This is a genomic window from Thalassococcus lentus (assembly GCF_028023555.1).
Classification (GTDB): domain Bacteria; phylum Pseudomonadota; class Alphaproteobacteria; order Rhodobacterales; family Rhodobacteraceae; genus Thalassococcus_A; species Thalassococcus_A lentus.
The window spans coordinates 514,596-536,698 of record NZ_JAQIOY010000003.1 but is presented as its reverse complement, the minus strand read 5'-3'; the positions used below and the strand labels follow the sequence as shown (position 1 = coordinate 536,698).

20 protein-coding genes and 1 tRNA gene are annotated in these 22,103 nt (G+C 59.2%); 8 read left to right on the top strand and 13 right to left on the bottom strand.

Annotated features, from left to right (window positions below; translation table 11 throughout):
- Positions 1 to 24 precede the first annotated feature (24 nt).
- Entirely contained in the window at positions 25 to 1,371 is a 1,347-nt protein-coding gene (locus tag PFY00_RS11660; RefSeq protein ID WP_271432725.1) for an 8-oxoguanine deaminase, read from the top strand.
- A 17-nt stretch (positions 1,372 to 1,388) separates the two neighbouring features.
- Entirely contained in the window at positions 1,389 to 1,817 is a 429-nt protein-coding gene (locus tag PFY00_RS11655) for a CAP domain-containing protein (protein ID WP_271432724.1), read from the top strand.
- Between the two features lie 36 nt (positions 1,818 to 1,853).
- Here PFY00_RS11655 and guaD read toward each other — a convergent pair whose 3' ends face one another.
- Positions 1,854 to 3,152 (bottom strand): guanine deaminase, encoded by a 1,299-nt coding sequence (gene guaD / locus PFY00_RS11650; RefSeq protein ID WP_271432723.1) that lies wholly within the window; start codon positions 3,150 to 3,152, stop codon positions 1,854 to 1,856.
- Positions 3,153 to 3,269: 117 nt separating this feature from the next.
- On the opposite strand from guaD, the gene mgtE reads away from it, so the two are divergent.
- Complete coding sequence (mgtE, locus tag PFY00_RS11645; RefSeq protein WP_271432722.1) at positions 3,270 to 4,664, top strand: magnesium transporter; 1,395 nt, start codon at positions 3,270 to 3,272, stop codon at positions 4,662 to 4,664.
- A gap of 9 nt (positions 4,665 to 4,673) precedes the next feature.
- On the top strand, positions 4,674 to 5,234 hold the full coding sequence (locus PFY00_RS11640; protein ID WP_271432721.1) for a 5-formyltetrahydrofolate cyclo-ligase: 561 nt from the start codon (positions 4,674 to 4,676) through the stop codon (positions 5,232 to 5,234).
- Positions 5,235 to 5,239: 5 nt separating this feature from the next.
- Here the strand turns inward: PFY00_RS11640 and PFY00_RS11635 are convergent, their stop codons facing one another.
- Both PFY00_RS11635 and purD read right to left on the bottom strand, forming a co-directional pair.
- Positions 5,240 to 5,806: a hypothetical protein gene (locus PFY00_RS11635; RefSeq protein WP_271432720.1), complete on the bottom strand. Its 567-nt coding sequence runs from the start codon at positions 5,804 to 5,806 to the stop codon at positions 5,240 to 5,242.
- The gene (gene purD / locus PFY00_RS11630; protein WP_271432719.1) at positions 5,799 to 7,064 is read right to left on the bottom strand and encodes a phosphoribosylamine--glycine ligase; all 1,266 of its coding nucleotides are present in this window, start codon (positions 7,062 to 7,064) and stop codon (positions 5,799 to 5,801) included. The genes PFY00_RS11635 and purD overlap by 8 nt, the downstream gene beginning before the upstream one ends.
- 142 nt (positions 7,065 to 7,206) lie before the next feature.
- Between purD and xseA the strand changes: the two genes are divergently transcribed.
- Positions 7,207 to 8,754 carry an exodeoxyribonuclease VII large subunit gene (gene xseA / locus PFY00_RS11625; protein ID WP_271432718.1) on the top strand — a complete coding sequence of 516 codons (1,548 nt, stop codon included), beginning with the start codon at positions 7,207 to 7,209 and terminating at the stop codon, positions 8,752 to 8,754.
- Positions 8,755 to 8,857: 103 nt separating this feature from the next.
- Entirely contained in the window at positions 8,858 to 9,409 is a 552-nt protein-coding gene (phaR, locus tag PFY00_RS11620) for a polyhydroxyalkanoate synthesis repressor PhaR (RefSeq protein WP_271432717.1), read from the top strand.
- A gap of 13 nt (positions 9,410 to 9,422) precedes the next feature.
- On the opposite strand, the gene PFY00_RS11615 is transcribed toward phaR, so the two are convergent.
- The 5 genes from PFY00_RS11615 to PFY00_RS11595 form a co-directional block, all read right to left on the bottom strand.
- Complete coding sequence (locus tag PFY00_RS11615; protein WP_271432716.1) at positions 9,423 to 10,619, bottom strand: DegT/DnrJ/EryC1/StrS family aminotransferase; 1,197 nt, start codon at positions 10,617 to 10,619, stop codon at positions 9,423 to 9,425.
- Between the two features lie 128 nt (positions 10,620 to 10,747).
- Positions 10,748 to 12,049, bottom strand: coding sequence for an NAD(P)/FAD-dependent oxidoreductase (locus PFY00_RS11610; RefSeq protein WP_271432715.1), 1,302 nt, complete (start codon positions 12,047 to 12,049; stop codon positions 10,748 to 10,750).
- Between the two features lie 77 nt (positions 12,050 to 12,126).
- Complete coding sequence (locus tag PFY00_RS11605; protein ID WP_271432714.1) at positions 12,127 to 13,491, bottom strand: glutamine synthetase family protein; 1,365 nt, start codon at positions 13,489 to 13,491, stop codon at positions 12,127 to 12,129.
- Positions 13,488 to 14,171, bottom strand: coding sequence for a type 1 glutamine amidotransferase (locus tag PFY00_RS11600; protein WP_271432713.1), 684 nt, complete (start codon positions 14,169 to 14,171; stop codon positions 13,488 to 13,490). Before PFY00_RS11600 ends, PFY00_RS11605 begins: the two co-directional genes overlap by 4 nt.
- 71 nt (positions 14,172 to 14,242) lie before the next feature.
- Positions 14,243 to 15,589: a glutamine synthetase family protein gene (locus PFY00_RS11595; RefSeq protein WP_271432712.1), complete on the bottom strand. Its 1,347-nt coding sequence runs from the start codon at positions 15,587 to 15,589 to the stop codon at positions 14,243 to 14,245.
- 240 nt (positions 15,590 to 15,829) lie between these two features.
- Between PFY00_RS11595 and PFY00_RS11590 the strand changes: the two genes are divergently transcribed.
- Complete coding sequence (locus tag PFY00_RS11590) at positions 15,830 to 17,212, top strand: mechanosensitive ion channel family protein (protein ID WP_271432711.1); 1,383 nt, start codon at positions 15,830 to 15,832, stop codon at positions 17,210 to 17,212.
- Between the two features lie 25 nt (positions 17,213 to 17,237).
- On the opposite strand, the gene PFY00_RS11585 is transcribed toward PFY00_RS11590, so the two are convergent.
- The 3 genes from PFY00_RS11585 to PFY00_RS11575 form a co-directional block, all read right to left on the bottom strand.
- Positions 17,238 to 17,314, bottom strand: a tRNA-His gene (locus tag PFY00_RS11585).
- Positions 17,315 to 17,401: 87 nt separating this feature from the next.
- A complete protein-coding gene (locus PFY00_RS11580) occupies positions 17,402 to 18,208 on the bottom strand; it encodes an ABC transporter permease (RefSeq protein WP_271432710.1) in 807 nt (268 codons plus the stop codon).
- Entirely contained in the window at positions 18,205 to 19,086 is an 882-nt protein-coding gene (locus tag PFY00_RS11575) for an ABC transporter permease (protein WP_271432954.1), read from the bottom strand. Before PFY00_RS11575 ends, PFY00_RS11580 begins: the two co-directional genes overlap by 4 nt.
- Positions 19,087 to 19,268: 182 nt before the next feature.
- On the opposite strand from PFY00_RS11575, the gene PFY00_RS11570 reads away from it, so the two are divergent.
- Positions 19,269 to 20,348: an NAD(P)/FAD-dependent oxidoreductase gene (locus tag PFY00_RS11570; RefSeq protein WP_271432709.1), complete on the top strand. Its 1,080-nt coding sequence runs from the start codon at positions 19,269 to 19,271 to the stop codon at positions 20,346 to 20,348.
- A gap of 61 nt (positions 20,349 to 20,409) precedes the next feature.
- Here the strand turns inward: PFY00_RS11570 and PFY00_RS11565 are convergent, their stop codons facing one another.
- Together PFY00_RS11565 and PFY00_RS11560 are read right to left on the bottom strand one after the other, a co-directional pair.
- Complete coding sequence (locus tag PFY00_RS11565) at positions 20,410 to 21,135, bottom strand: transporter substrate-binding domain-containing protein (protein ID WP_271432708.1); 726 nt, start codon at positions 21,133 to 21,135, stop codon at positions 20,410 to 20,412.
- A gap of 143 nt (positions 21,136 to 21,278) precedes the next feature.
- Entirely contained in the window at positions 21,279 to 22,052 is a 774-nt protein-coding gene (locus PFY00_RS11560) for an ABC transporter ATP-binding protein (RefSeq protein ID WP_271432707.1), read from the bottom strand.
- Between the last annotated feature and the right edge of the window lie 51 nt (positions 22,053 to 22,103).

Genomic DNA, 22,103 nt, shown 5'->3' with positions numbered 1-22,103 from the left:
AAAAGGGGGTGTAGGAGGCTTCAAATGAACCAGTCAGAAACATTGATCCGGGGCGCCAGCTACGTCCTGACCATGGATGACAATAGCCGCGAGCTAAACGGCGCAGATATTTTGATCCGCAACGGCATTATTGCCGAAATCGGTTTTGGATTGACCGGAAACGGCCGGATCATCGAGGCAAACGGCTGCGTGGTCACGCCCGGTTTGGTCAACACCCATCACCATCTTTATCAGACCCTGACCCGTGCAGTGCCGGGGGGGCAGGATGCCTTGCTCTTTGGTTGGCTGCAGACGCTGTATCCGATCTGGTCCAGATTCGGGCCCGAAGAGATGTTTGTCTCGGCGCAGATCGGACTGGCCGAGCTTGCCTTGTCCGGCTGTTCACTGTCTTCGGATCACCTGTATCTATACCCCAACGGGGCTCGTCTCGACGACACAATTGAGGCCGCGCGCACTTTGGGGATTCGGTTTCACCCAACCCGAGGCTCCATGAGCATCGGGGAATCAGATGGTGGATTGCCGCCCGACAGGCTGGTCGAGGATGAGGCCGCGATCCTAAAAGACTGCATTCGGGTCATCGACGCGTTTCATGACTCATCCGAAGGGGCCATGGTTCGAGTTGGTGTCGCGCCTTGTTCCCCTTTTTCCGTCAGCCGTGAGTTGATGCGCGACGCGGCGCTTTTGGCGCGGGACAAGGGCGTGATGTTGCACACGCATCTTGCGGAAAATGACGAAGACATCGCCTACAGTGAGGCGAAGTTCGGGTGCAGGCCGGGACAATATGCCGAAGAACTGGGGTGGACCGGCCCGGATGTCTGGCACGCCCATTGCGTCAAACTCGATGCGCAGGAAATCGGCTTGTTTGCGGCATCGCGCACAGGCGTTGCCCATTGCCCCTGTTCGAACTGTCGGTTGGGCAGTGGCATTGCACCTGTGCGTGCAATGCGCGACGCCGGGGTCAAAGTTGGGCTGGGTGTTGACGGTTCGGCCAGCAATGATGCTGGAAATCTCGTGCTTGAGGCGCGTCAGTCCATGCTGTTGCAAAGGGTCGCCCGTGGTGCAGATGCCATGAGCGCGCGTGAGGCGCTCTGGATTGCAACACGCGGCGGCGCGCAGACGCTGGGCCGGGAGGATTGCGGTCAGATCGCGGTGGGCAAGCGCGCGGATATTGCCGTCTGGGACATCAACGGAATCGAAAGCGCAGGCAGTTGGGATCCTGCGGCTTTGCTCCTTGCTGGGCCGACGCGGGTCAAACATCTGCTGGTTGAAGGCCGCAGCGTTGTCAGCAACGGTGAGGTGGTGACAATCGATTTGCCACAAGCCATTGTTAGGCAGAATCAGCTAGCCAAGAAATTGTCTGAAAGCCTTTGATGTCACGGAGTGTTTCCATGCTGCGCGCAGCCCTTTTTGCATTGATCATTCTCGGCCTCAGTGGGGCTGAGGCGCAGGCGCAGCAAGTTCGCCAGATGCTGAACGGTTTGCGCGCAGAGCAGGGGCTTGATCCGGTTACGCCGTCACCGCGGCTCGAATCTGCTGCGATGGCGCATGCTCTGGACATGCTGGACAACGGTTTCTTCGGGCATACGGGCAGCGATGGCAGCGCGGTTGGCGATCGCGCCCGGCGTGCCGGATACGGCTATTGCCTGATCGCTGAGAACATCGCGCAGGGGCAAGGCAACCTCGCCGAAGTCATGGGTGCTTGGGCCAATTCGCCGGGCCATCGGGCCAATATGCTGCGCGAAGACGTCAAGGACTATGGTTTGGTGCGCGCGCAGGGGAACATCTGGGTGATGGTTTTGGGGCGCGACGGCTGCTAGGCCACCGCTGGACAAAACACGCCGCTTTGGGCTGTTCTAGGATGTTGCCCCGGCTTTTTGACCGCCAACCCATGTCTCTTTGATCGTCCGGTCATCGCCCAACATGATCGTGGCAAAGATGGCTTCCCAAATGTCATCTGCCCGCTGTGTCCGCTGCGCAAGGGCCGGTGTTGCCGCTAAATCCAAAACATTAAAATCGGCTTCCAACCCTTTGGCAAGGTTTCCGATTTTGCCTTGCATATGCAGGGCCGCCGCCGATCCGCTCGTTCCAAGCCAGAGCAACTCGCTCGCATGGAGTGCACGACCACGCAACTGGCCGATTTCATAAGCCGCAGCCATCGTCCGAAGCATGGAAAATGACGATCCGCCCCCGGTATCTGTGGCAAGACCGATGCGTTGGCCCTCTCGCAAGAGCCCGTCCATGTCAAACAAGCCTGATCCGATAAAGGTGTTTGACGTCGGACAATGCACCAAAGCCGCACCTGTCTCGCGCAGGCGATCCCTTTCGCGCTGTTCCAGATGAATTGCGTGCCCATAAAGACCGCGCTTTCCCAGCAGTCCAAAAGCCTCGTAGGTGTCCAGATAATCCCGGGCGTCGGGAAACAGACTGCGGACCCAAGCGATTTCGTCGGTTTGTTCGCTCAGGTGCGTTTGCATCAGGCACTCGGGGTGTTCGGCCCAAAGTGCGCCCAAGGCTTCGAGTTGCTCGGGTGTTGATGTCGGCGAAAACCGGGGCGTGATCACATAGTCAAGCCGCCCGGTTCCATGCCAGCGCTGCAAGAGCGCCTTGCTGTCGTCATAGGCGCTTTGGGCGGTGTCGGTCAGGCCTTCCGGGGCGTTGCGGTCCATACAGGTCTTGCCTGCCGCAACGCGCATCCCACGCGTGTTCGCAGCGTTGAAGAACGCATTCACCGATTCCGGATGGATGGTCGCATAGCTGCAAACCGTCGTCGTTCCGTTTGACAGCACCAGGTCAAGATAGCGACCGGCAATTTCATTGGCATAGCTTTCATCAGCCAGCCGCATTTCTTCGGGGAAGGTGTAGTCGTTCAACCAGTCGATCAGCCGTTTGCCCCAACTGGCAACGATCGCTGTCTGAGGATAGTGAACGTGAGCGTCGACAAATCCTGGCACGATGATTCCGTCTCCGTGATCGATCACCTGGGCCTGTGGATTGGCCCTGTGCAGAGCGTCGGCATCGCCCAGCTCGGAAATGCGACCCGATTCGACCAAAAGCGCTCCACGGCTGTCGTGAATGGCGGCTGAAATCCCATCTGCGGTAGGGTTTCCGTCAAAGCGTATCGTCTGGCCGATATGCAGCTGTGCGGTTGTCATGAAGAGCTCCGGAGTTTTAGCTCAGATTATGCGCATGTCCGGGGTAGGTAAATGCAACCAAGCCCTGTTTCTTTGGTTTGGCTTGGCCTAAATTGCGACCAAAGAGCGGAGGGCATCATGAGCGACGATACCGAGGTGTTGGCACCCGAAGAGCCCCGCGAAGACGACGGTTATGCGCTGGATCGCAAGGCCGTTGCCCGTATCCTCTATGCCGTCGACATCGAAGACCGCGAACAGTTGATCGCCTTGATGGACCCGCTGCATCCGGCGGATATCGCGGACCTTCTCGAACAGGTGAATGCCTTCGACCGGATGCGCCTGATCCGGCTCTATGATCGCGAATTCGACGGTGAAATCCTGTCGGAACTCGATGAGACGATCCGAGAGGAAGTCATCGGGGTCCTGCGCCCGCAGGTGCTGGCAGACGCGGTACGCGATCTGGAATCCGATGACGTGGTTGATCTGGTCGAAGACCTCGATGCTCCGCAACAAGAGGCGATCCTCGACGCGCTGGAAGACAGTGACAGGGTCGCGGTTGAACAGTCGCTGACCTATCCGGAATATTCTGCCGGTCGTTTGATGCAGCGCGAAGTTGTCATGGCGCCAGAGCATTGGAACGTCGGTGAAGCGATTGATTTTCTGAGAAACTCCGACAACCTGCCGGAACAGTTTTATCACGTGATCCTCGTTGATCCCCGCCTGCGTCCGGTTGGAAATGTGACCCTTGGAAAGTTGATGGGCTCGCGCCGTGAAGTTCTGCTGAAATCAATCACGGAAGAGACGTTTCATGTCATTCCTGCAGCGCAGGATGAGGGCGAGGTGGCCTATGCGTTCAACCAGTACCACCTGATTTCCGCGCCGGTTGTCGACGAAAACGAACGTCTGGTCGGCATGATCACCATCGATGATGCGATGGTCGTTCTGGATGAAGAACACGAAGAAGACATACTGCGACTGGCCGGCGTTGACGAAGAAAGCCGGATTTCTGACCGCGTGATCGACACCACAAAACGGCGTTTCCCATGGCTGGCGGTCAATCTGGTTACCGCAGTTCTGGCCAGTATGGTGATCGCGCAGTTCGAGGCTGCTATCACGCAGATCGTGGCTTTGGCGGTGTTGATGCCGATCGTGGCATCGATGGGCGGCAATGCCGGCACGCAAAGCCTGACAGTGGCCGTGCGCGCCTTGGCGACCAAGGATTTGACCGGCTCGAACCTGTGGCGGGTTATCCGCCGAGAAGTGCTCGTCGGGGCGGTGAATGGCGCCATATTCGCGGTGATCATGGGGATCGTTGGCCTGATTTGGTTTGGCTCTGCCCAGCTGGGCGGCGTAATCGCAGCCGCGATGGTAATCAATTTGGTCGTTGCCGGACTAGCGGGCATCGTGATTCCGGTATTGCTTGAAAAAGCTGGGGTCGACCCAGCGCTCGCGTCCGGGGCCTTTGTGACGACGGTTACGGATGTTGTTGGTTTCTTTGCCTTTCTGGGCCTTGCAGTCACGGTATTGCTCTAGGGGTTGCGCATGACGTTGGAACAGAAAAAAGCCGCTGCGCGCAAAGCCGGTTTCGCGCGGCGCAAGGTGGCTTTTGACGCGCGGGGGCCGGGTGTCGCTGGCAAACTCAGCGAGGTTCTGGCCGGGTATCGCGGTGTTTCACTGTCGGGTTACATGCCGATCCGAACCGAAATCAATCCATTGCCCGCCATGGAAGAAGCCTCGGCGCATGGGCCGGTTGGTGTGCCTGTGATCGATGCGGCTGGGCAGCCGTTGCGATTTGCGCAATGGGAGCCTGATTGCGCGATGATCGAAGGTGCCTTTGGCGCGCAGATCCCGGCCAATCCGTCGTTCTTTGAGCCAGAGATCGTGATTGTGCCATTGGTTGCCTTTTCACGCACGGGCGGGCGTCTTGGGTACGGCGGGGGCTTTTACGACCGCACGCTTGAGCTCTTGCGCTCCAAAAGGCCGACCATGGCCATCGGTTTTGCCTTTGCCGCGCAAGAAGATCCGGACATCCCGCTTGAGGCGACGGATCAACCGTTGGATTTGATCGTGACCGAAGCAGGACTGATTCAACCCGGCGCGTGACGGGCTCAGGCTTCGAGGCTGTCGAGCAGCGCGGGCAGGGCAGAGGCAGGCAGGCTGGGACGCGCCCGCCAAGGGGCATTGGTCAGCGCGACCCAAATGCCAAATCCGCTGAGGGCCAGAATTGGCACAGAGGCTTCGATCATCCGGTCCGGGCTGACACCGGTCATCAGGGCAGCGATGGGAATGCCCAATCCGAAAACGATGGCCAGAACACCGATGGCAAACATGGCCATCCGGGCCCCATCACCTTCGCCAATGGAAACGGACAAGCCGGGTTGATGCTCTGCCGGAGTCGAGGCAACAGCATGGATCAGGGCAAAATGCTCGGCGCGGTCCGGATCGCTGGGTGCCGTGTCTGCGGATATGTTGAGCGCGATCCGCGTGGTCGTATCTGGCAACTCGATATCGAGGCGACGCAGCAACTGGCCCCGAAAGCGACGCTCTGCCAAACGCAGTCCCGTTGCTGCGCGCAGATCGGTTTGCCCGTCCGGGCCATGCAGGATCGTCCCGTCGAGCGTCCAGTCCTGCGCCTTTTGCAACAAGGCGGGCTTGTAGCGAAAGCGCCTAGCCAAGAGCACGCCAGCCGATGTCCCGCCGGAAGAACCCGTCTGACCAGTCGACAGCGTCAGCCAGCGAATAGGCGCGTTGTTGAGCTTCGGCCAGTGTCGCGCCTCGGGCCGTGGCGTTCAGAACGCGCCCGCCACTGGCAACCACGGATTCTCCGTCGCGGCGGGTTCCGGCATGAAACATCTGGTGAAAGCTGTCCTCGGGCAGATCGCTCAAACCGCCGATCACCGTGCCCTTGGCGTAGCTTCCGGGATAGCCCTTGGCTGCCAGCACGACTGTCATCGCGTGATCGTCCGCCCAGGTCACACCCGTGTCGGCAAGACGGCTCTCGGCGCAGGCATGCATCAGGTCAAAGGCCTGCGCACCCAGACGCATCATCAACACCTGACATTCAGGATCCCCGAAACGCACATTGTATTCGACCAGTCGGGGCTGCCCGTTCTCGATCATCAAGCCCACGTAGAGCACGCCCTGATAGGGCATGCCGCGCTGAACCATTTCGGACATGGTCGGGCGGACAATTTCGTCCAGCGCTTTTTGAGTGACGGCATCCGTCATGACCGGGGCAGGGGAATAGGCGCCCATACCGCCGGTATTCAGACCGGTGTCTCCTTCACCGACCCGTTTGTGATCCTGTGCGGTGCCGATGGGCAGGCAGGTTTCACCGTCCACGAGAACAAAGAACGAGGCTTCTTCGCCTGTCATGAACTCTTCGATCACCACTTCTGCGCCAGCACCTCCAAAAGCCCCGCCAAACATGTCGTCGATGGCGGCTTCGGCTTCGGCCACGGTTTCCGCGATAATCACCCCTTTGCCCGCAGCAAGCCCGTCTGCCTTGACCACGATCGGCGCGCCCTGATCGCGCACATAGGCCTTGGCCGCTTCGGCATCGGTAAAATGCCCGTAAGCGGCGGTGGGCGCCCCAGCGGCGTCACAGATTTCCTTGGTAAAGCTTTTGGATGCTTCTAGGCGGGCTGCGGCGGCAGAGGGGCCAAAGACCAAAAGGCCTGCGTCACGTAAACGATCCCCGACGCCAGCGGCCAATGGGGCTTCGGGGCCGATGATGACCAGATCGATGGCATTCTCGGATGCGAATTCCGCCACGACGCCGCTGTCCTCGATATCCAGCGCGGCACATTCGGCAATCTGGGCGATGCCCGCGTTGCCCGGCGCGACGATCAGCTTGTCGCACTTGGGGTTTTGCATGGTTGCCCATGCCAAGGCGTGTTCGCGCCCACCGCTGCCGAGAATGAGGATATTCATGAGCCGGTCTCCTGACTTGTGCCGTATCGGGGGCGCTGCCCCCGGACCCCCGGGATATTTAGAGCCCAAAGAAGCAGGGGCGCTTTCGCCGGAATTGGCTGTGGTTTATGCTGAGTGCAAAGTGAGAGCAAGCGAGGCGGGCATGGATCTGATCGACGAAGATACAGAGCAGGGCGGCAATACGCCGGAATTTTCCGTTTCCGAGCTTTCGGGTGCCGTCAAACGCATGATTGAAGGCGAGTTTGGCTTTGTTCGGGTGCGGGGCGAAGTCGGGCGGGTTTCGCGCCCGCGGTCCGGGCATGTCTACATGGATCTCAAGGACGACCGATCGGTTATTTCCGGGGTGATGTGGAAAGGTGTGGCCGCTCGCCAGCAAACCCAGCCCGAAGAAGGAATGGAAATTATCGCCACCGGGCGCATGACGACCTTTCCGGGGCAAAGCAAATACCAGATTGTGATCGAAGACATTCGCCCTGCTGGCGCGGGCGCCCTGATGGCGATGCTGGAAAAGCGCAAGGCCATGTTGTCCGCCGAAGGCTTGTTTGATCCGGCACGCAAGAAAGCACTGCCCTATCTGCCCGAGGTTATCGGGGTGGTCACGTCGCCGTCGGGCGCGGTTATCCGCGATATCCTGCATCGTTTGCGTGACCGCTTTCCGCGCAAGGTTCTGGTGTGGCCGGTGGCGGTTCAAGGCGCGGCCTGCGCCCCCGAGGTGGCCCGCGCCATCGAAGGGTTCAACCGGCTGTCGGTGGGTGGCGCACTGCCGCGCCCCGATCTTTTGATCGTTGCCCGCGGTGGCGGCTCGGTCGAAGATCTTTGGGGGTTCAACGAAGAGGTGGTTGCCCGCGCGGCGGCCGCATCGGACATTCCCCTGATCTCAGCGGTTGGACACGAAACCGATACGACACTGATCGATTTTGTTTCGGACATGCGCGCGCCGACCCCTACAGCGGCGGCGGAATTGGCAGTGCCGGTCCGGATGGAACTTCTGGCCTTTGTGGGCGACAGCGGCGCACGGATGACCCGGGCCATGGGTCAGCGGCTTGAAATGCGATCACAGCGGTTGCGCGATCTGTCACGTGCATTGCCGCGCCCGCAGGAATTGCTGGAAACTCCGCGACAAAGGCTCGATGTGCTGAGCGACCGCCTTCCTTCGGCCCTGATCCGGCTGCTGGATCGTCAAAAACTGCGGCTGTCGGAACAGTCCGGCAGTCTGCGCCCCAGTGTTCTGACGCGTGCGTTGCGCAGCGAAACCCAGCGGCTGGACGACCGTGCGGCCCGTCTGGCGCCAGCCTTGTCACGCATGGTCAGCGCGCGTCGTGAAGCATTGGCACGCCGGTCGGACAAACTGAGCCTGCGATCGGTGCAGCGGGATATTGTTGTGCAGTCAGAAAGGCTGTCTTCCATGGTGCGCCGATTGGATGATGCGCAACGGGCCCGCGTCGAGGCCCAACGCGCGCGTCTGGACGCGCTGGAGCGCCTGCGGGAAACCTTGGGATATCGCGAAACGCTGCGCCGCGGCTACACGGTTGTGCGGGGTGAAGGAAAGGTGTTGACGACCAAGGCTGCGGCCGAGGTTGCCTCTGGACTTGAGATTGAATTTGCCGATGGCACACTGAAGCTTGGCGGCGGTGCGGGCACTCGCAAATCGGGCAAGACACCCCCACCGGAACAAGGCAGCCTGTTCTGATCAAATCCAGACACAAAGACGCAGAATGCTGCACAGGCTTCCTTTTCCTGCTGCACTCGCATAAGCTTTTCTGCAACGCTGCATTCCGGGGGGAGGGAAACCCATGGCTGACACCGAAAAACCGCTGCTGATCAAGCGCTACGCCAGTCGTCGTTTGTACAATACCGAAACGTCTGATTACGTCACGCTCGAGGATATCGCGGGGTTCATTCGGGATGGGCGCGAGGTACAGATCGTTGATCTGAAATCCGGTGATGATCTGACCCGCCAATACTTGCTTCAAATCGTGGCCGAACACGAAAGCAAAGGCGAAAGCGTCTTGCCGATCAACGTGTTGACCGATCTGGTGCGCAGCTACACCACGCAAAGCGCCACGATGGTTCCACAATTTCTGGCCGCCAGCTTTGAAATGTTCCGCGACAGCCAGTCGAACTGGGTGGAAAAAATGGGGTCCATGAACCCTATGGCCAATATGCCCGGCTTCGAAGCGATGCAGGCGCAGCAAGAGGCTTTCCTGAAGGCGATGACCGGTGGTCTTGGCCAGCAGTGGTCCGGCCCGGGCGGAAAAGAGCAAGAGTCCGAAGGCGAAGAGCTCGATTCCATCAAGCAGCAGCTTGCGGACCTTCAGGCCAAACTGAGCAAGCTCGACAAGTAATCCAGGCAGGGCCTTACGCGCAGGCCGGTTCCATGACCTTTTGGGCTGCGCGGATCAAAACATCCGCGACAGCGTCACAGTCTGATTGGGTCAGCCGGGCGGGCAGTCTCGTATCGCAGGCCCGCATCAGCATTTTGCGCGTTGCAGGAAGTTTCGGCATTTCGGGCAGGAATTCCCAGTTCCAATAGGCGCGGGCATTGTCTGTCGTCAGGCCAAAAACCTGCACTTTGACCCCTTGTGCATCTGCTTCTTTCACAAAGGCGCGCACGTCTTCGTCGGTCATGTCGACAAGGTTGAACTGGAGTGAGTCCGGGGCTCTGATTTCCGGGGGCAGTTTGTCAGGCACAGAAATCCACGGACTTGCGTTGATCCGCTCTGCTGTGTGATCGTGATTGCGCCGACCGTCCGCGACTCTGCGAGGGATTTCAGTCAGTTGTGGGCGGATCACAGCGGCAGACAGGTTGGACAGACGCAGATTGTAGAGCGGCAGTTTGTTTTGCCAGCGGGCAAAGGCCTGTTCCAGTTCGGCAGAGTTGTCGCCGGGGCTCATGTGTTTGGCCCAGTTGTGTTCGTAGGCTCCTGACAGGATCACGGCACGGGCGACCAGATCGGCGTCATCGGTAATCAGAATGCCACCTTCGCCTGCATTAACCAGCTTGTATGACTGGAAGGAAAAGCAGCCAATGCAGCCCAGCGTTCCGATCTTTTGCCCGTTCCACAAAGTGCCTAGGGAATGCGCGGCATCTTCGATGACCGGAACACCCAGTTCACTGCAAAGCTTCAGAACCGCGTCCATGTCAGACGTGTGACCACGCATGTGGCTGATGATGACTGCTTCGCATCCCGGCAAGCGGGCTTCGAAATCAGCCAGATCAATGCGGTAGTTTTCCCCGACTTCGCACAAGACAGGGATGCAATCTGCATGCACAACAGCGGAGGGCACCGCGGCAAATGTAAATCCAGGGATCAAGACCCGTGCGTTTTGCGACAGACCCAAAGCCTTGAGCGAAAGGAATAATGCGGCCGAACAGCTTGACACTGCCAGCGCGTATTTGGTGCCCATCAAGGCCGCAAAGTCACGTTCCAACAGGGTGACGGGCGCGTCCTGTGCGGCGGTGTAGCGGAACAGATCCCCCGATTTCAAAAGCCGTTCAATCTCGGCGCGTGCGGTTTCCGGGATTGGCTCAGCATCGTGCATATTCGGGAGCATTGGATTGTCTTCCGCTTGGGATCTTCCCGGGCGTTTTAATCCTAGCAATGAAAGACAGCCAAGTGACAAAGCCATTCATTGCGCCGGTTTAGCACATGTAAGTGCTTGCATCCCAAATTCGCGGCGCTTCAGACGCCAAGTCGATCCCGCAGGGCGTACCAAGTCATGGCCAGTGCAAGAATCGGGCTGCGCAATGTGCCGCCCCCCGGGAACCTCGGACTGCGCAGGGCAGCAAAGGTATCAAAGCCGCTGGATTGCCCTGCCACCGCATCAGCCATCATTTTTCCCGCCTGAATGGCATTGCCGACACCGTGACCAGAATAGCCCGAAGCGTTCAGAATGTTCGCGGCGGGCCGCGCCATATAGGGCATGCGTTTTACCGTGATCCCCAGCGTGCCGCCCCATGCATAGTCCAGTTTGACATCATGCAGGTGCGGAAAGACCTTGAGCAATGGTTTGCGAACCACTGCCCGAATGTCGTTGGGGAACCGGTATCCATAGCTTTCGCCGCCCCCAAACAGCAGTCGCCCGTCATGGGACAATCGGAAATAATTGACCACAAAGCGGTCGTCGGCGACGGCGATGTCCTGCGTCAGAACCTCGGTGGTCCGACTGCCCAGTGGTTCGGTTGCGACGATGAAATTGTTGATTGGCATCACCCGCGCTGCGACCTGCCGGTTCAATCCGCCCAGATAGCCATTGCAGGCCAAAATCAGATGATCGGCCTGAACACGCCCGGCTTCGCACTGTACCGTGACTGGATTGCCTTCGTGAATTTCGTGCACGAGCGTGCGTTCGTAAATGCGCACGCCGGCCTTGGCAGCAGCCTGCGCCAAGCCAAGGGCAAGCCTGAGCGGATGCAGATGGGCAGCCCCCTGATCCACGATGCCGCCGTGATAATCGGGCGAGGGGCACAGCGCTGCAAATCCATCTTTGTCCAGAACATCCATGGCGTAGCCGTAGTTGCGGTCCATGTGTTCGGCGTATTCAACCAGTTCATTCGCTGCGGCTGGGCTGGTCGCTGCGTCAGCGATGCCATCGCGCAGGTAGCATTCAATCGAATGTTCGCACACCAGATCGCGAACCAGTTGTTTGGCTGCTTCGCCCAGTTCCCAGAATTTTCGCGCGTCTTCCTTTCCGACCGAGGTTTCGAGTGCCTGTTGATCCTGCCTTTGGCCGGAACCAAGCTGACCACCGTTGCGGCCAGACGCGCCGAAGCCGACCCGGTGCGCATCAATCAGAACCACGTCCTGCCCCGCTTTGGCCAGATGCAATGCAGCCGAAAGACCGGTGAAGCCGCCGCCCACGATGCAGACATCTGCCTTGATCTGCCCTTTGAGAGGGGCAAAGGGCTCAAGGGGCTCAGCGGTCGCAGCGTACCAGCTTTGCGGGTAGGCGCCGCGCGTGTCATTGGCAAAGAGCAGGTTCAAACCAAGGCGTCCTTACAGTGCATGTGCGCATCAATGCGCGCGGGATAACATGGCGCAAAATATCGGTGTGGTTCCGGTCAGACGTTCAACAGCAGGTGTTCGCGTTCCCACGGGCTGATGACTTGCAAAAATTCCTCGTATTCGGCGCGTTTGACGATGGAGTAAACGCGGGCGAAATCCTCACCGAGAACCGCGTGGAGCGCTTCTGCGCTATCGAACATTTCCAGAGCCTGCCCCAGAACCGGTGGAATATCTCCGTCGCCTTCGTATGCGTCGCCGCGGAACTGCCGGTCGGGGCGGCGTTCTTCGATCAGGCCCAGATACCCACAAGCCAGCGAGGCTGCGATACCGAGGTAAGGGTTGCAATCCATCCCAGCGAGCCGGTTTTCAACGCGCCGGGCCTCGGGGCCCGACAGCGGCACCCGGATGCCTGTTGTGCGGTTGTCCCGACCCCATTCGAGATTGATCGGCGCAGCATGGTCTTTCACGTAGCGGCGGTAGCTGTTCACATAGGGCGCAAGAACAGCAATCGCGGATGGCAAGTGATACTGAAGGCCGCCAATGAAGTGGTAGAACATGTCGGTTTCACCGCCCTGCGGTCCGGAAAACAGGTTTTGCCCGGTTTCTGAATCGAGGATTGAGTGGTGAATGTGCATGGCGCTGCCGGGCTCGTTTTCGATCGGTTTGGCCATGAACGTGGCAAAACAGTCGTGCCTCAACGCCGCTTCGCGGATCAACCGTTTGAAATAGAATACTTCGTCGGCCAGCTTGACCGGATCGCCGTGGCGCAGGTTGATTTCTAACTGGCCAGCGCCGCCTTCCTGCGTGATGCCGTCGATTTCAAAGCCCTGCGCTTCGGCAAAGTCGTAAATGTCGTCGATCACCGGGCCAAATTCATCCACGGCAGTCATGGAATAGGCCTGACGTGCTGCGGCGGGCCGCCCTGAACGGCCCATCATCGGTTCAATCGCCTTGGCGGGATCGAGATTGCGCGCGGTCAGAAAGAACTCCATCTCGGGCGCGACGACCGGCTCCCAACCGCGGTCGCGGTAAAGCTGGCAAACCCGGCGCAGAATGTTGCGCGGCGCATAGGGAATGGGCGCGCCTTTGCGGTCATAGGCGTCGTGGATCACCTGCAAGGTCCAGTCCCCGGTCCATGGCGCAGCGGTGGCTGTGCTCATGTCAGGCTTCAGGATCATATCTTTTTCGATAAAGCCATCTTCATCGGCCGCTTCGCCCCAACCACCCGTGATGGTTTGGAAAAAGATCGAATCCGGCAGGTGAAAGTAATCCTGTCTGGCAAACTTTGAGGCAGGCACCGCCTTGCCGCGCGCAATGCCCGGCAAATCGGCGATGACGCATTCAACTTCGTCCAGCCTGCGGCCTTCCAGATAGGCCTGTGCCGATTCAGGCAGCGCTTCGGTCCAGTCGCTGTCCTTCATGCGATGCTCCTTTCCCGAAAAAATCGGGCAAATTGTAAACCAAGGTCTGCACGATCAAGCGGGCCACCCATCTTGGCCGAAGCCTCTTCCAAAAGAGGGGCGGGCACCACGCCCGGACCGCGTGTTTCAAGCAGGCCATGGATGAAGGTGTCGTCAAACTCGGGGTGCGGCTGAACCGTGTATGCCTTGCCGGGATAAAGAACGGCGGCGTTTTTGCAAAACTCATTGCTGGCGACCACTTGGGCCCCTTCGGGCAGTGCCGTCACCTGATCCTGATGCCAGGCCTGTATGGTCTTGGCGCCATCCGGGAACGCATAGGTTTGCGGACCTATCGCCCAACCACCCGCAAATTTCTCAACCTTGCCGCCCAGGGCCTGTGCGATGATCTGGTGGCCAAAACACACACCAATCAGCGGTTTGTCTGCCGCAACGATGGCGCGGATCAAATCTTCGAGCGGGGCAATCCATTCGTGATCTTCATAGGCGCCATGCCGCGATCCGGTGACCAGCCAGCCGTCTGCGTCCTGTGGCCCGTCGGGGAACACGTTCTGGACAACGCTCCAGGTTTCAAAGTCGAACCCATGCGGTTCGAGAAACCGTTCGAACATTGCGGGGTATTCGCCTGTTGTGTCGGCCAATTCCGTTGGAACCAGTCCGGTTTGCAGGATACCGATTTTCATGCATCACCTGTTGTATGCTTGGCCCAAGCTAGGCGCCGCCCGGCATCTGCGCAAGGCTGCGCCCGATCGCGTCAGACCGTGTCGAGATAAATTTCCACCTGCTCGCTTGGCGAGAGTTCTGCCATATAGCGGGCTTCCTGTCGCTTCGTAAGGACAAGGTTGTCGATCAGTTCCTGCGAAAACAGTCGCTTGACCACGTCGCTTTTCTCAAAGGCGTCAATCGCGGCGGACCAATCGGTCGGAATGCGCGGAAGATCCAGATCGTATGCATTGCCGGTGATTGGGTCGGGCGGAGATTTACCGTCTTCGATACCGTTCAGCGCAGCTCCCAGCACAGCCGTCAACGCAAGGTAGGGGTTCACGTCGCCCCCTGAAACCCGGTGCTCGATCCGGCGCGCGCGCGGATCTCCGGAAGGCACACGGATCGCAGCGGTGCGGTTTTCATAGGCCCAGCAAACGCCGGATGGTGCATGGGCGCCGGGCACCACGCGATCGTAGGAATTGAGGTGTGGTGCAAAGACGAGAGCACTGTCGTGCATCGCCTCCAGACAGCCATTCAGCGCGTGCAACAGGGCCTTCGTTCCCTTGGGGCCGCCATCGTCAAAGATATTGCGCCCATCATCATCCAGAACCGAGAAATGCGCGTGCATGCCAGAGCCGGCGTAGTCTTCGTATGGTTTGGCCATAAAGCTGGCGGCAAAGCCGTGGCGCCGGGCCAGACCTTTGACCAGCATCTTGAAAAGCCACGCGTCATCGGCAGCCTTTAGCGCGTCGTCGGTATGCACCAGATTGATTTCGAATTGTCCCAGACCGGCCTCGGAAATGGCGGCATCTGCCGGGATATCCATGGCGTCACAGGCTTCGTAGAGGTCGGTGAAAAAGGCATCAAAGGCATCCAGCGCGCGGATCGAAAGGATTTCTGCCGCCTTGCGCCGTTTGCCGGACCGTGGGCTGACCGGCACCTGAAGATTGCGCGTGCTGTCATCAATCAAGAAGAACTCGAGCTCGACCGCCACAACAGGGCGCAGCCCGCGGGCGCGATACCGTTCGACGCAGGCGCGCAAGGCGTGGCGCGGGTCAGACATGTAGGGGCGGCCATCTTCGTGGTACATCCAGATCGGGAGCAGCGCCGTGGGTGCTTCGAGCCAGGGCATAGGCACAAAACCGCGTTCGGTGGGATGCAAAACACCATCGCGGTCGCCCGTTTCGTAGACCAGCGGGCTGTCTTCGATGTCTTCACCCCAGATATCAAGATTGAGCACGGACATTGGAAACCGGGTTCCATCTGTCAGCAGTTTTTCAGCGCTGCGCGCAGGCATCCGTTTGCCACGCGCTACGCCGTTCAGGTCACAGGCAGCCGCGCGCACCGTGCGCACAGCGGGATTTTGGCGGAGCCAGTCTTGCGAGGGGGCGGGCATTCTTTGTCCTGATCTAAAAATTTGATCAAATTGTTACGCGGGCTTTGCGCAACTGGCAAGAGCGCTGATGCCGGCGCCGGTATTCGGGCCTGTTTTCCGCACTCCATTTGTGCAGGGCAGCCAAAACCAACAGGCTTTTGTCCATGCCGGGTTTATCGCGTTTTTCCATACTTGCGTGGCTGTGTGGCCATCCCGTATCCCTGATCCCATTGTTTTTCTCATTCGCGACCGGAGTGCGCCATGACCCGCCAGATCCTGAGCCGGATTTTGTTTTGCAGCCTTTTGGTGCTTTGGCCTCTGGGCGCATTTGCGCAGGACAGCGGTCCAACGGATGACGAGGTCACTGCAACAGAACAGGCCGTCGACGTCACTCCGGTGGCGCGGGACGATCAGATCGACACCCGGATCACGAACATTCTGGACGCGACAGGGTGGTTCCGGAATATCCGAGTCCGCGTCGAAGACGGGATCGTGTTTCTGGATGGACGCACGGCCAGCGAACAGCGTCAGCTCTGGGCACGGGATCTGGCCGCCAAGACTTCGGGCGTCGTTGCGGTCGTGAACCGGATCGAGGTGGATGCCAAAGCGGACTTTAGCCTCGATCCTGCCATTTCGGCTGTCGAAGATCTGGGTACGCGCATTTTTCTGGCACTGCCGTCCATCATCCTTGCGATCGTGGTTTTGCCGTTGGCATGGTTTGCCGCGAGTTTCGTGCGCCGCTTTGCCCATTGGATGCTGCGCGGGCGCATGCAATCCGGCTTCTTGTCTGATCTATTGGCACGGATCATTGCCCTGCCGGTTTTCCTGATCGGTCTTTACGTGGTCTTGCAGGCCGCCGGGCTGACCAAGCTTGCCTTTTCCGTCGTTGGCGGTGCGGGTGTGTTGGGGATCGTGATCGGCTTTGCCTTTCGCGATATCGGCGAAAACTTTCTGGCATCATTGCTCTTGTCCCTGCGCCAGCCGTTCCGGCGCGGCGATTTCATCTCGGTTGCCGGGCAAAAGGGGTTGGTGCATTCGATGAACACGCGTTCCACGGTTTTGGTGTCCCCCGAGGGCAATCACATCCAGATCCCCAATGCTTCGGTGTTCAAATCGATCATCGAGAACTTTACGGCTGTGCCCAACCGGCGCGGTGAATTGGATGTTGGCATTGGGTATGATGCTGCGGTGTCGGACGCACAGGCCATCATCCGCGATATTCTGGAGGCTCAAGAAGGCGTCATCGCATCGCCAGAACCGATGGTTCTGGCGGACGCGCTGGGCGCCTCGGCGGTGATGCTCAAGGTCTACTACTGGTTCGACGGGGAGGCGGTTTCACCGCTCAAGCTGAAATCCTTGTTGATCCAGCGCATCAAGCAGGGATTGACGGATGCGGGTATTTCGATGCCGGGCGAGGTCCGCGAACTGGTGTTCCCGGATGGTATGCCGACCGGTGTCGAAGTGGCCGCCGCTGCTTCTGTATCCAGTCCTGTGGAACAGGCCCGCGCCGATCAGGTCGAGGCCCCCCGCGAAGATTTGCAGGACGTGGAGGACAGCGATCTGTCAAACGAAACCGAATTGCTCGAAGAACAGCTGGCCGCGCCCATCGAAGGCGACAGCGATCACGATCTTCTGGCTTCATGACCACAGGTATTTTCTGTCTGAAAGATGGTACCGCCTCCCCGGCTCGAACGGGGGACCTCTTGATCCACAATCAAGCGCTCTAACCTACTGAGCTAAGGCGGCACTGGCAGGCGGGATACAAAGCCCGCTTCCCGATTGCAAGAGCCAATTCAGCCCGAGACCCCCGGAAAATGTCACACCGGCGCGGCGCTAGCGAATGATGTTCAGCTTCAGCTTCATCTTGGATCGGGCATCTTGTGGCAAATGCCGGTTGAGCCGTTTGTTGATCAGGCCGAACAGGCCGATCACGACCAGCGTCAACAGGATGAAGTAGCCCGCCAGAATTGGATAAGGCACAAAGGGATTGAAGGTCTTGTCCGCAAAGTAGTTCGCATAGTAAAGCGCGTCGCCCTTTTGCTGGCGCGCCGGAAAGCCGCTGAAAAAGACCAGCGTAGTGGCGTGAAAGAGGAAAATCGCTTCGTTCGTGTAGGCGGGCCATGCCAGTCGCAGCATGGTTGGCCATGTGATTTTCGAGAACTTTTTCCAGCCGGAAAATCCATAGGCGTCCGCCGCTTCGAGGTCGCCCTTGGGGATCGACAACAACGCACCATAGAAGATTTCGCCGGAATAAGCGGCCGTGTTGAAAAACAGAACGATCAATGCACCGGCCCAAGCTGCGGTCAGCGGGTCAAAGACCGGAGAGACAGCCTTGAGGCTGAGGAACAGGAAATAAGCAAAGAAGAACTGAATAAAGAGGGGGCTGCCTCGAAAAATAAAGATAAACCACTCGGCCGCCTTGCGCGCCGGGCCAAAGCTGGACGCCTTGCCGACCGCGAGGGCCGTGGCGAGAAAAAAGCCTGAGGTCAGAGCAAGCACACCGAAATAAATGTTCCAGATCATGCCTGAGCCGATCAGGGTGAATTGCTGGCACAGGGTAAATCCGTCACGCGGCAGCAACCGTTCGCCCATTCCAAGGCTGCGCAGGCCGTAGTCAGCAATGGTCTCGATACAGCTCATGCGGTTTTCCTCTGGGCTTCGCCGCCCATCGTGGCCTGCCCGTGGGTCAGACGCTTCATCAGCCTGTCGAGGACGACCTCGGAAACCCGCGTGAACAAAAGGTAAAAAACCAAAAGTGCCAGAAAATACCACATCCGCCAGTCGCCGTGTGGATAGTCTGTAAAGCGGGCGGTTTTCGCGCCGCCCAATTCGCGTGCCCAGTAAACGATGTCTTCGACACCGAGCAAGAACAGCAGCGGCGTTGCCTTGATCAGCACCATCCAGAGGTTGGACAAACCGGGCAGGGCAAAGACCCACATCTGCGGCACCAGAATGCGCCAGAAACACTGACGCGGTGACATCCCATAGGCTTCGGCTGTTTCCATTTGTGCCCGTGGTACGGCGCGCATTGCGCCATAGAGGACATTGGCCGCAAAGGCACCAAAGACGATGGCAAAGGTCAGAACCGCGAGGAAAAACCCGTAGGTTTCATGCACCCATTGCGCAGCATTGCCCAGCGGCAGTTTGGCCTCGGCGCAGACGACAAAGTCATTGCCTTGTCTGATGGGTTCCTGCCAATCGGGGCATTTGACCGAATGGCGCATCCATTCAAAAAACTGGTCCAGCGCGATCACGAAAAACAGGAAAAACGCGATGTCCGGCACGCCGCGCACCAGCGCGATATAGGCCCGGCCCAGCACGGACACCGGCAAAAACCGCGACCGAGCGGCCGAGGCCCCCGCGAACCCAAAAGCCAGTGCAGAAGGCGCGGTAATCGCCAAGAGCAACAGTACCGTGCCGACCGACCAATAGAGCGACATATGCTTGCCTGTTGTCAGGTAGCAGGCCAGCCAGGACAGGTTTGCAAGGGAATCAGGATCAGTGCAGTAGCTGAACATCTGGAACTTTCGTGTTTGACCCAGAGGGCCCAAAGTGACCGGCGCTGTCAATGCCCCGGCGCGGGCTTGTTTGAAAAATGCGCAGAGGCGCAGCCGCTTTGGCGTGAGACAAGCCATCTTGCCACCGTGCCGGGCGCGGTCCATCTTTGGGGCAGGGCCGTCTATGCACAAAGGAAACCGGTATGGCGCAAAAGGTTGTGGTCGTCGGTGCCGGTATTTTGGGCGCGCAAGCGGCCTATCGGATGCAAAGCGCCGGAGCCGATGTCACCGTGATCGACAAACGCGGTCCGGGCGGCGTTGCAACCGCAGCCTCATTCGGCTGGATCAACGCCAGTTTTTATCTGGACGATCATCATTTTGCATTGCGCCGTTCGGGCATGGCCGCATGGCAGCGGTTGATCCATGAGGTGGATTTGCCGGTTCAGCGGTGCGGCGCGCTCAGCTGGGAACATCAAGGCCCGGCACTGGACGCCGAGTGCGCAAGCCTGTCAGCCAAAGGATATGCTGTCGAAGTCGTGGGATCAGGCACAATCCGGTCATTGGTGCCCAGCCTTGGAAACCCGCCGGATCGGGCGCTTTGGTTCGCAGATGAGATGGCTGCGGAATCCGAACAGGTGGCCGCGCGGTTGTTGCAGTTGGCGGTGTCCAAGGGCGCGCGGCTTCTGACAGGTGCGGCGGTCACTGGGGTGAGCCAACAGGCCGGGACTGTAACAGGCGTTCAGACCGAAGCAGGCGCCATCGCGGCGGATGAAGTGCTGCTGTGCACAGGCACGCAAAGCGGGCCTCTGCTGGCGCCGCTTGGCATTGAGGTGCCGATGGCGCGGCGACCCGCCTTGATGTTGCGCACGCGACCGGTTGCGCAGTGTCTGGGCCCTGTGTTGGTCACACCGGCCGGTGAAATCCGGCAATTGCCCGACGGCAGTATCCTGATGCCAGCGGCCATAGGACATCAGGGCGCATCGGATGAGACGCTGACAGGCACACCAGAGGACGCCGAACGGGACGGGTTGGCGCGCTTGCGCGCGCTATTTCCGGACCTCACACTGGAGATCGCGGGAATGATGCTGGCGCAAAGGCCCTATCCAGCAGACGGTTTGCCCGTCGTTGGCAGCGTTGCAAAGGGGGTGACCCTGGCGGTCATGCATTCGGGGATCACGCTGGGTGCCTTGATGGGTGAGCTTTTGTGCGGCGAAATTCTTGATGGTCCCAGCAATGTCTCGTCCGATTTGCTCGCTCCATACCGACCGGACAGGTTCCAGTGATGCATAGCAAAACGGGCCCCGAAAAGGGGCCCGTCTGCAGAATTTAGATCCTGAGTGGAAATCAGAACTTTTCGCCGATTTCCCACTTTTCGATCAGGGCGTTCAGCGATCCGTCGTCCTTCATGGACTGAATGGCTGCATCAAACTTGGCGCGCAGCTCGCCATCGCTTTCGCGCAGGCCCATGCCCACGCCGCCACCGATCAGCACGCTTTCGCCCGCCAGAGCCAGTTCCGCATCTTCGTCCGCGATGGGTGTCAGATAGGCTTTGTCGGCAAGAACCGCATCTGCCTCGCCATTGCGCACAGCAGCAATGGTTTCATCAGGCGTTGCGAATTCGATCAGTGTTGCACCTGCTTCGGCGATGTAGGACGCCTGAATGGTGTTGGCCTGCGCTGCAAAAACGCCGCCGGCCAGATCGATCGTCGTGCCTTCCATGGCGAGGAATGCAGAAGGATCAGGCTGGGTGTAGTTCTGAGTGAAATCAATCACTTCGTCACGCTCAGCCGTGATGGACATACCGGCGATGATGGTGTCGTAGTTGCCCGAGACGAGGTTTGGAATGATGGAATCCCATTCGTTGGTCACCCACTCGCAGGTCAGTTCGGCACGCTTGCAGAGCTCATCGCCCAGTTCACGCTCAAAGCCGTCGACTTCGCCGGCGTCATTCAGAAAGTTGTACGGAGGGTAGGCGCCCTCGGTGCCCATACGGACAACGGAATGGCCGTCAGCCAGCGCAGCACCGGCGGTCAGGGCAAGCGCGGCAGCGCCAAGGATCAGTTTTTTCATGGTGGTCTCCCTAGTGTCAGAGCCCGCGCGCTATGGCGCGGTTGGTGCCCCAGCGTTAAGCGATTGCGCAGGATTGGCAAGGGGGCAATCAGCAGTTCCGTTGGGGCAGGTTAAAACCGCACCCAGCGATGCCTGTTCCGCTGTCAGTGGGCCATTGTGGCCGAAAGGAACCCACGCAGACGTTCGCTCTTGGGTGAGCCAAAGACCGCCTCGGGTGTGCCTTGCTCTTCGATCAGGCCCTGATGCAGAAAAACAACCTGATCGGAAACATCAGCGGCGAGCTTCATATCATGGGTGACGATCAGCATGGTGCGGCCTTCTTCGGCCAGCGCCTTGATGACGCGCACAACTTCCTGTTCCAGCTCTGGGTCCAGCGCCGAGGTCGGTTCGTCAAACAGCAAGGCTTCGGGTTCCATGCACAGTGCCCGTGCAATCGCGGCGCGCTGTTGCTGTCCGCCAGACAGTTGCGCCGGATAGACGTCGCATTTGTCGCCGATACCAACCTTGTCCAGATATCCGCGCGCTGCTTCTTCGACCTCGGCCTTGTCTCGTCCCAGAACGGTGACTGGTGCTTCCATGACGTTTTGCAGAATGGTCATGTGGGCCCACAGATTGAATTGCTGAAAGACCATGGAAAGGTTGGTGCGGATACGCAGAACCTGTTTGGCATCGGCAGGGCGGCGGGAATGACCGGTTCCGCCCCAAGTCACAGGCTCGCCCTTGAACAGAATCTCGCCTTGCTGGCTGTCCTCAAGCAGGTTGCAGCAGCGCAAAATGGTGGATTTGCCGGACCCCGATGAGCCAATCAGCGAGACAACATCACCACGCCCGGCCTTGATCGACACGCCCTTGATGACCTCAAGATCGCCATAGGCCTTGTGCAGGTTCTGAATTTCGATGACTGGTGTGTCGCTCATTTGGGTGTCCCGAACGGTTTGACCCACAGCTTGAAGTGATTTTCAGCAGAA

Coding starts and splice junctions, on each gene's coding strand:
- PFY00_RS11590 (WP_271432711.1), top strand. CDS start 15,830: ATGACCCGCCAGATCCTGAGCCGGATTTTGTTTTGCAGCCTTTTGGTG.
- PFY00_RS11580 (WP_271432710.1), bottom strand. CDS start 18,208: ATGAGCTGTATCGAGACCATTGCTGACTACGGCCTGCGCAGCCTTGGA.
- PFY00_RS11655 (WP_271432724.1), top strand. CDS start 1,389: ATGCTGCGCGCAGCCCTTTTTGCATTGATCATTCTCGGCCTCAGTGGG.
- PFY00_RS11565 (WP_271432708.1), bottom strand. CDS start 21,135: ATGAAAAAACTGATCCTTGGCGCTGCCGCGCTTGCCCTGACCGCCGGT.
- mgtE (WP_271432722.1), top strand. CDS start 3,270: ATGAGCGACGATACCGAGGTGTTGGCACCCGAAGAGCCCCGCGAAGAC.
- PFY00_RS11560 (WP_271432707.1), bottom strand. CDS start 22,052: ATGAGCGACACACCAGTCATCGAAATTCAGAACCTGCACAAGGCCTAT.
- PFY00_RS11570 (WP_271432709.1), top strand. CDS start 19,269: ATGGCGCAAAAGGTTGTGGTCGTCGGTGCCGGTATTTTGGGCGCGCAA.
- PFY00_RS11660 (WP_271432725.1), top strand. CDS start 25: ATGAACCAGTCAGAAACATTGATCCGGGGCGCCAGCTACGTCCTGACC.
- PFY00_RS11640 (WP_271432721.1), top strand. CDS start 4,674: ATGACGTTGGAACAGAAAAAAGCCGCTGCGCGCAAAGCCGGTTTCGCG.
- purD (WP_271432719.1), bottom strand. CDS start 7,064: ATGAATATCCTCATTCTCGGCAGCGGTGGGCGCGAACACGCCTTGGCA.
- PFY00_RS11615 (WP_271432716.1), bottom strand. CDS start 10,619: ATGCTCCCGAATATGCACGATGCTGAGCCAATCCCGGAAACCGCACGC.
- PFY00_RS11575 (WP_271432954.1), bottom strand. CDS start 19,086: ATGTTCAGCTACTGCACTGATCCTGATTCCCTTGCAAACCTGTCCTGG.
- PFY00_RS11595 (WP_271432712.1), bottom strand. CDS start 15,589: ATGCCCGCCCCCTCGCAAGACTGGCTCCGCCAAAATCCCGCTGTGCGC.
- PFY00_RS11600 (WP_271432713.1), bottom strand. CDS start 14,171: ATGAAAATCGGTATCCTGCAAACCGGACTGGTTCCAACGGAATTGGCC.
- phaR (WP_271432717.1), top strand. CDS start 8,858: ATGGCTGACACCGAAAAACCGCTGCTGATCAAGCGCTACGCCAGTCGT.
- xseA (WP_271432718.1), top strand. CDS start 7,207: ATGGATCTGATCGACGAAGATACAGAGCAGGGCGGCAATACGCCGGAA.
- PFY00_RS11605 (WP_271432714.1), bottom strand. CDS start 13,491: ATGAAGGACAGCGACTGGACCGAAGCGCTGCCTGAATCGGCACAGGCC.
- guaD (WP_271432723.1), bottom strand. CDS start 3,152: ATGACAACCGCACAGCTGCATATCGGCCAGACGATACGCTTTGACGGA.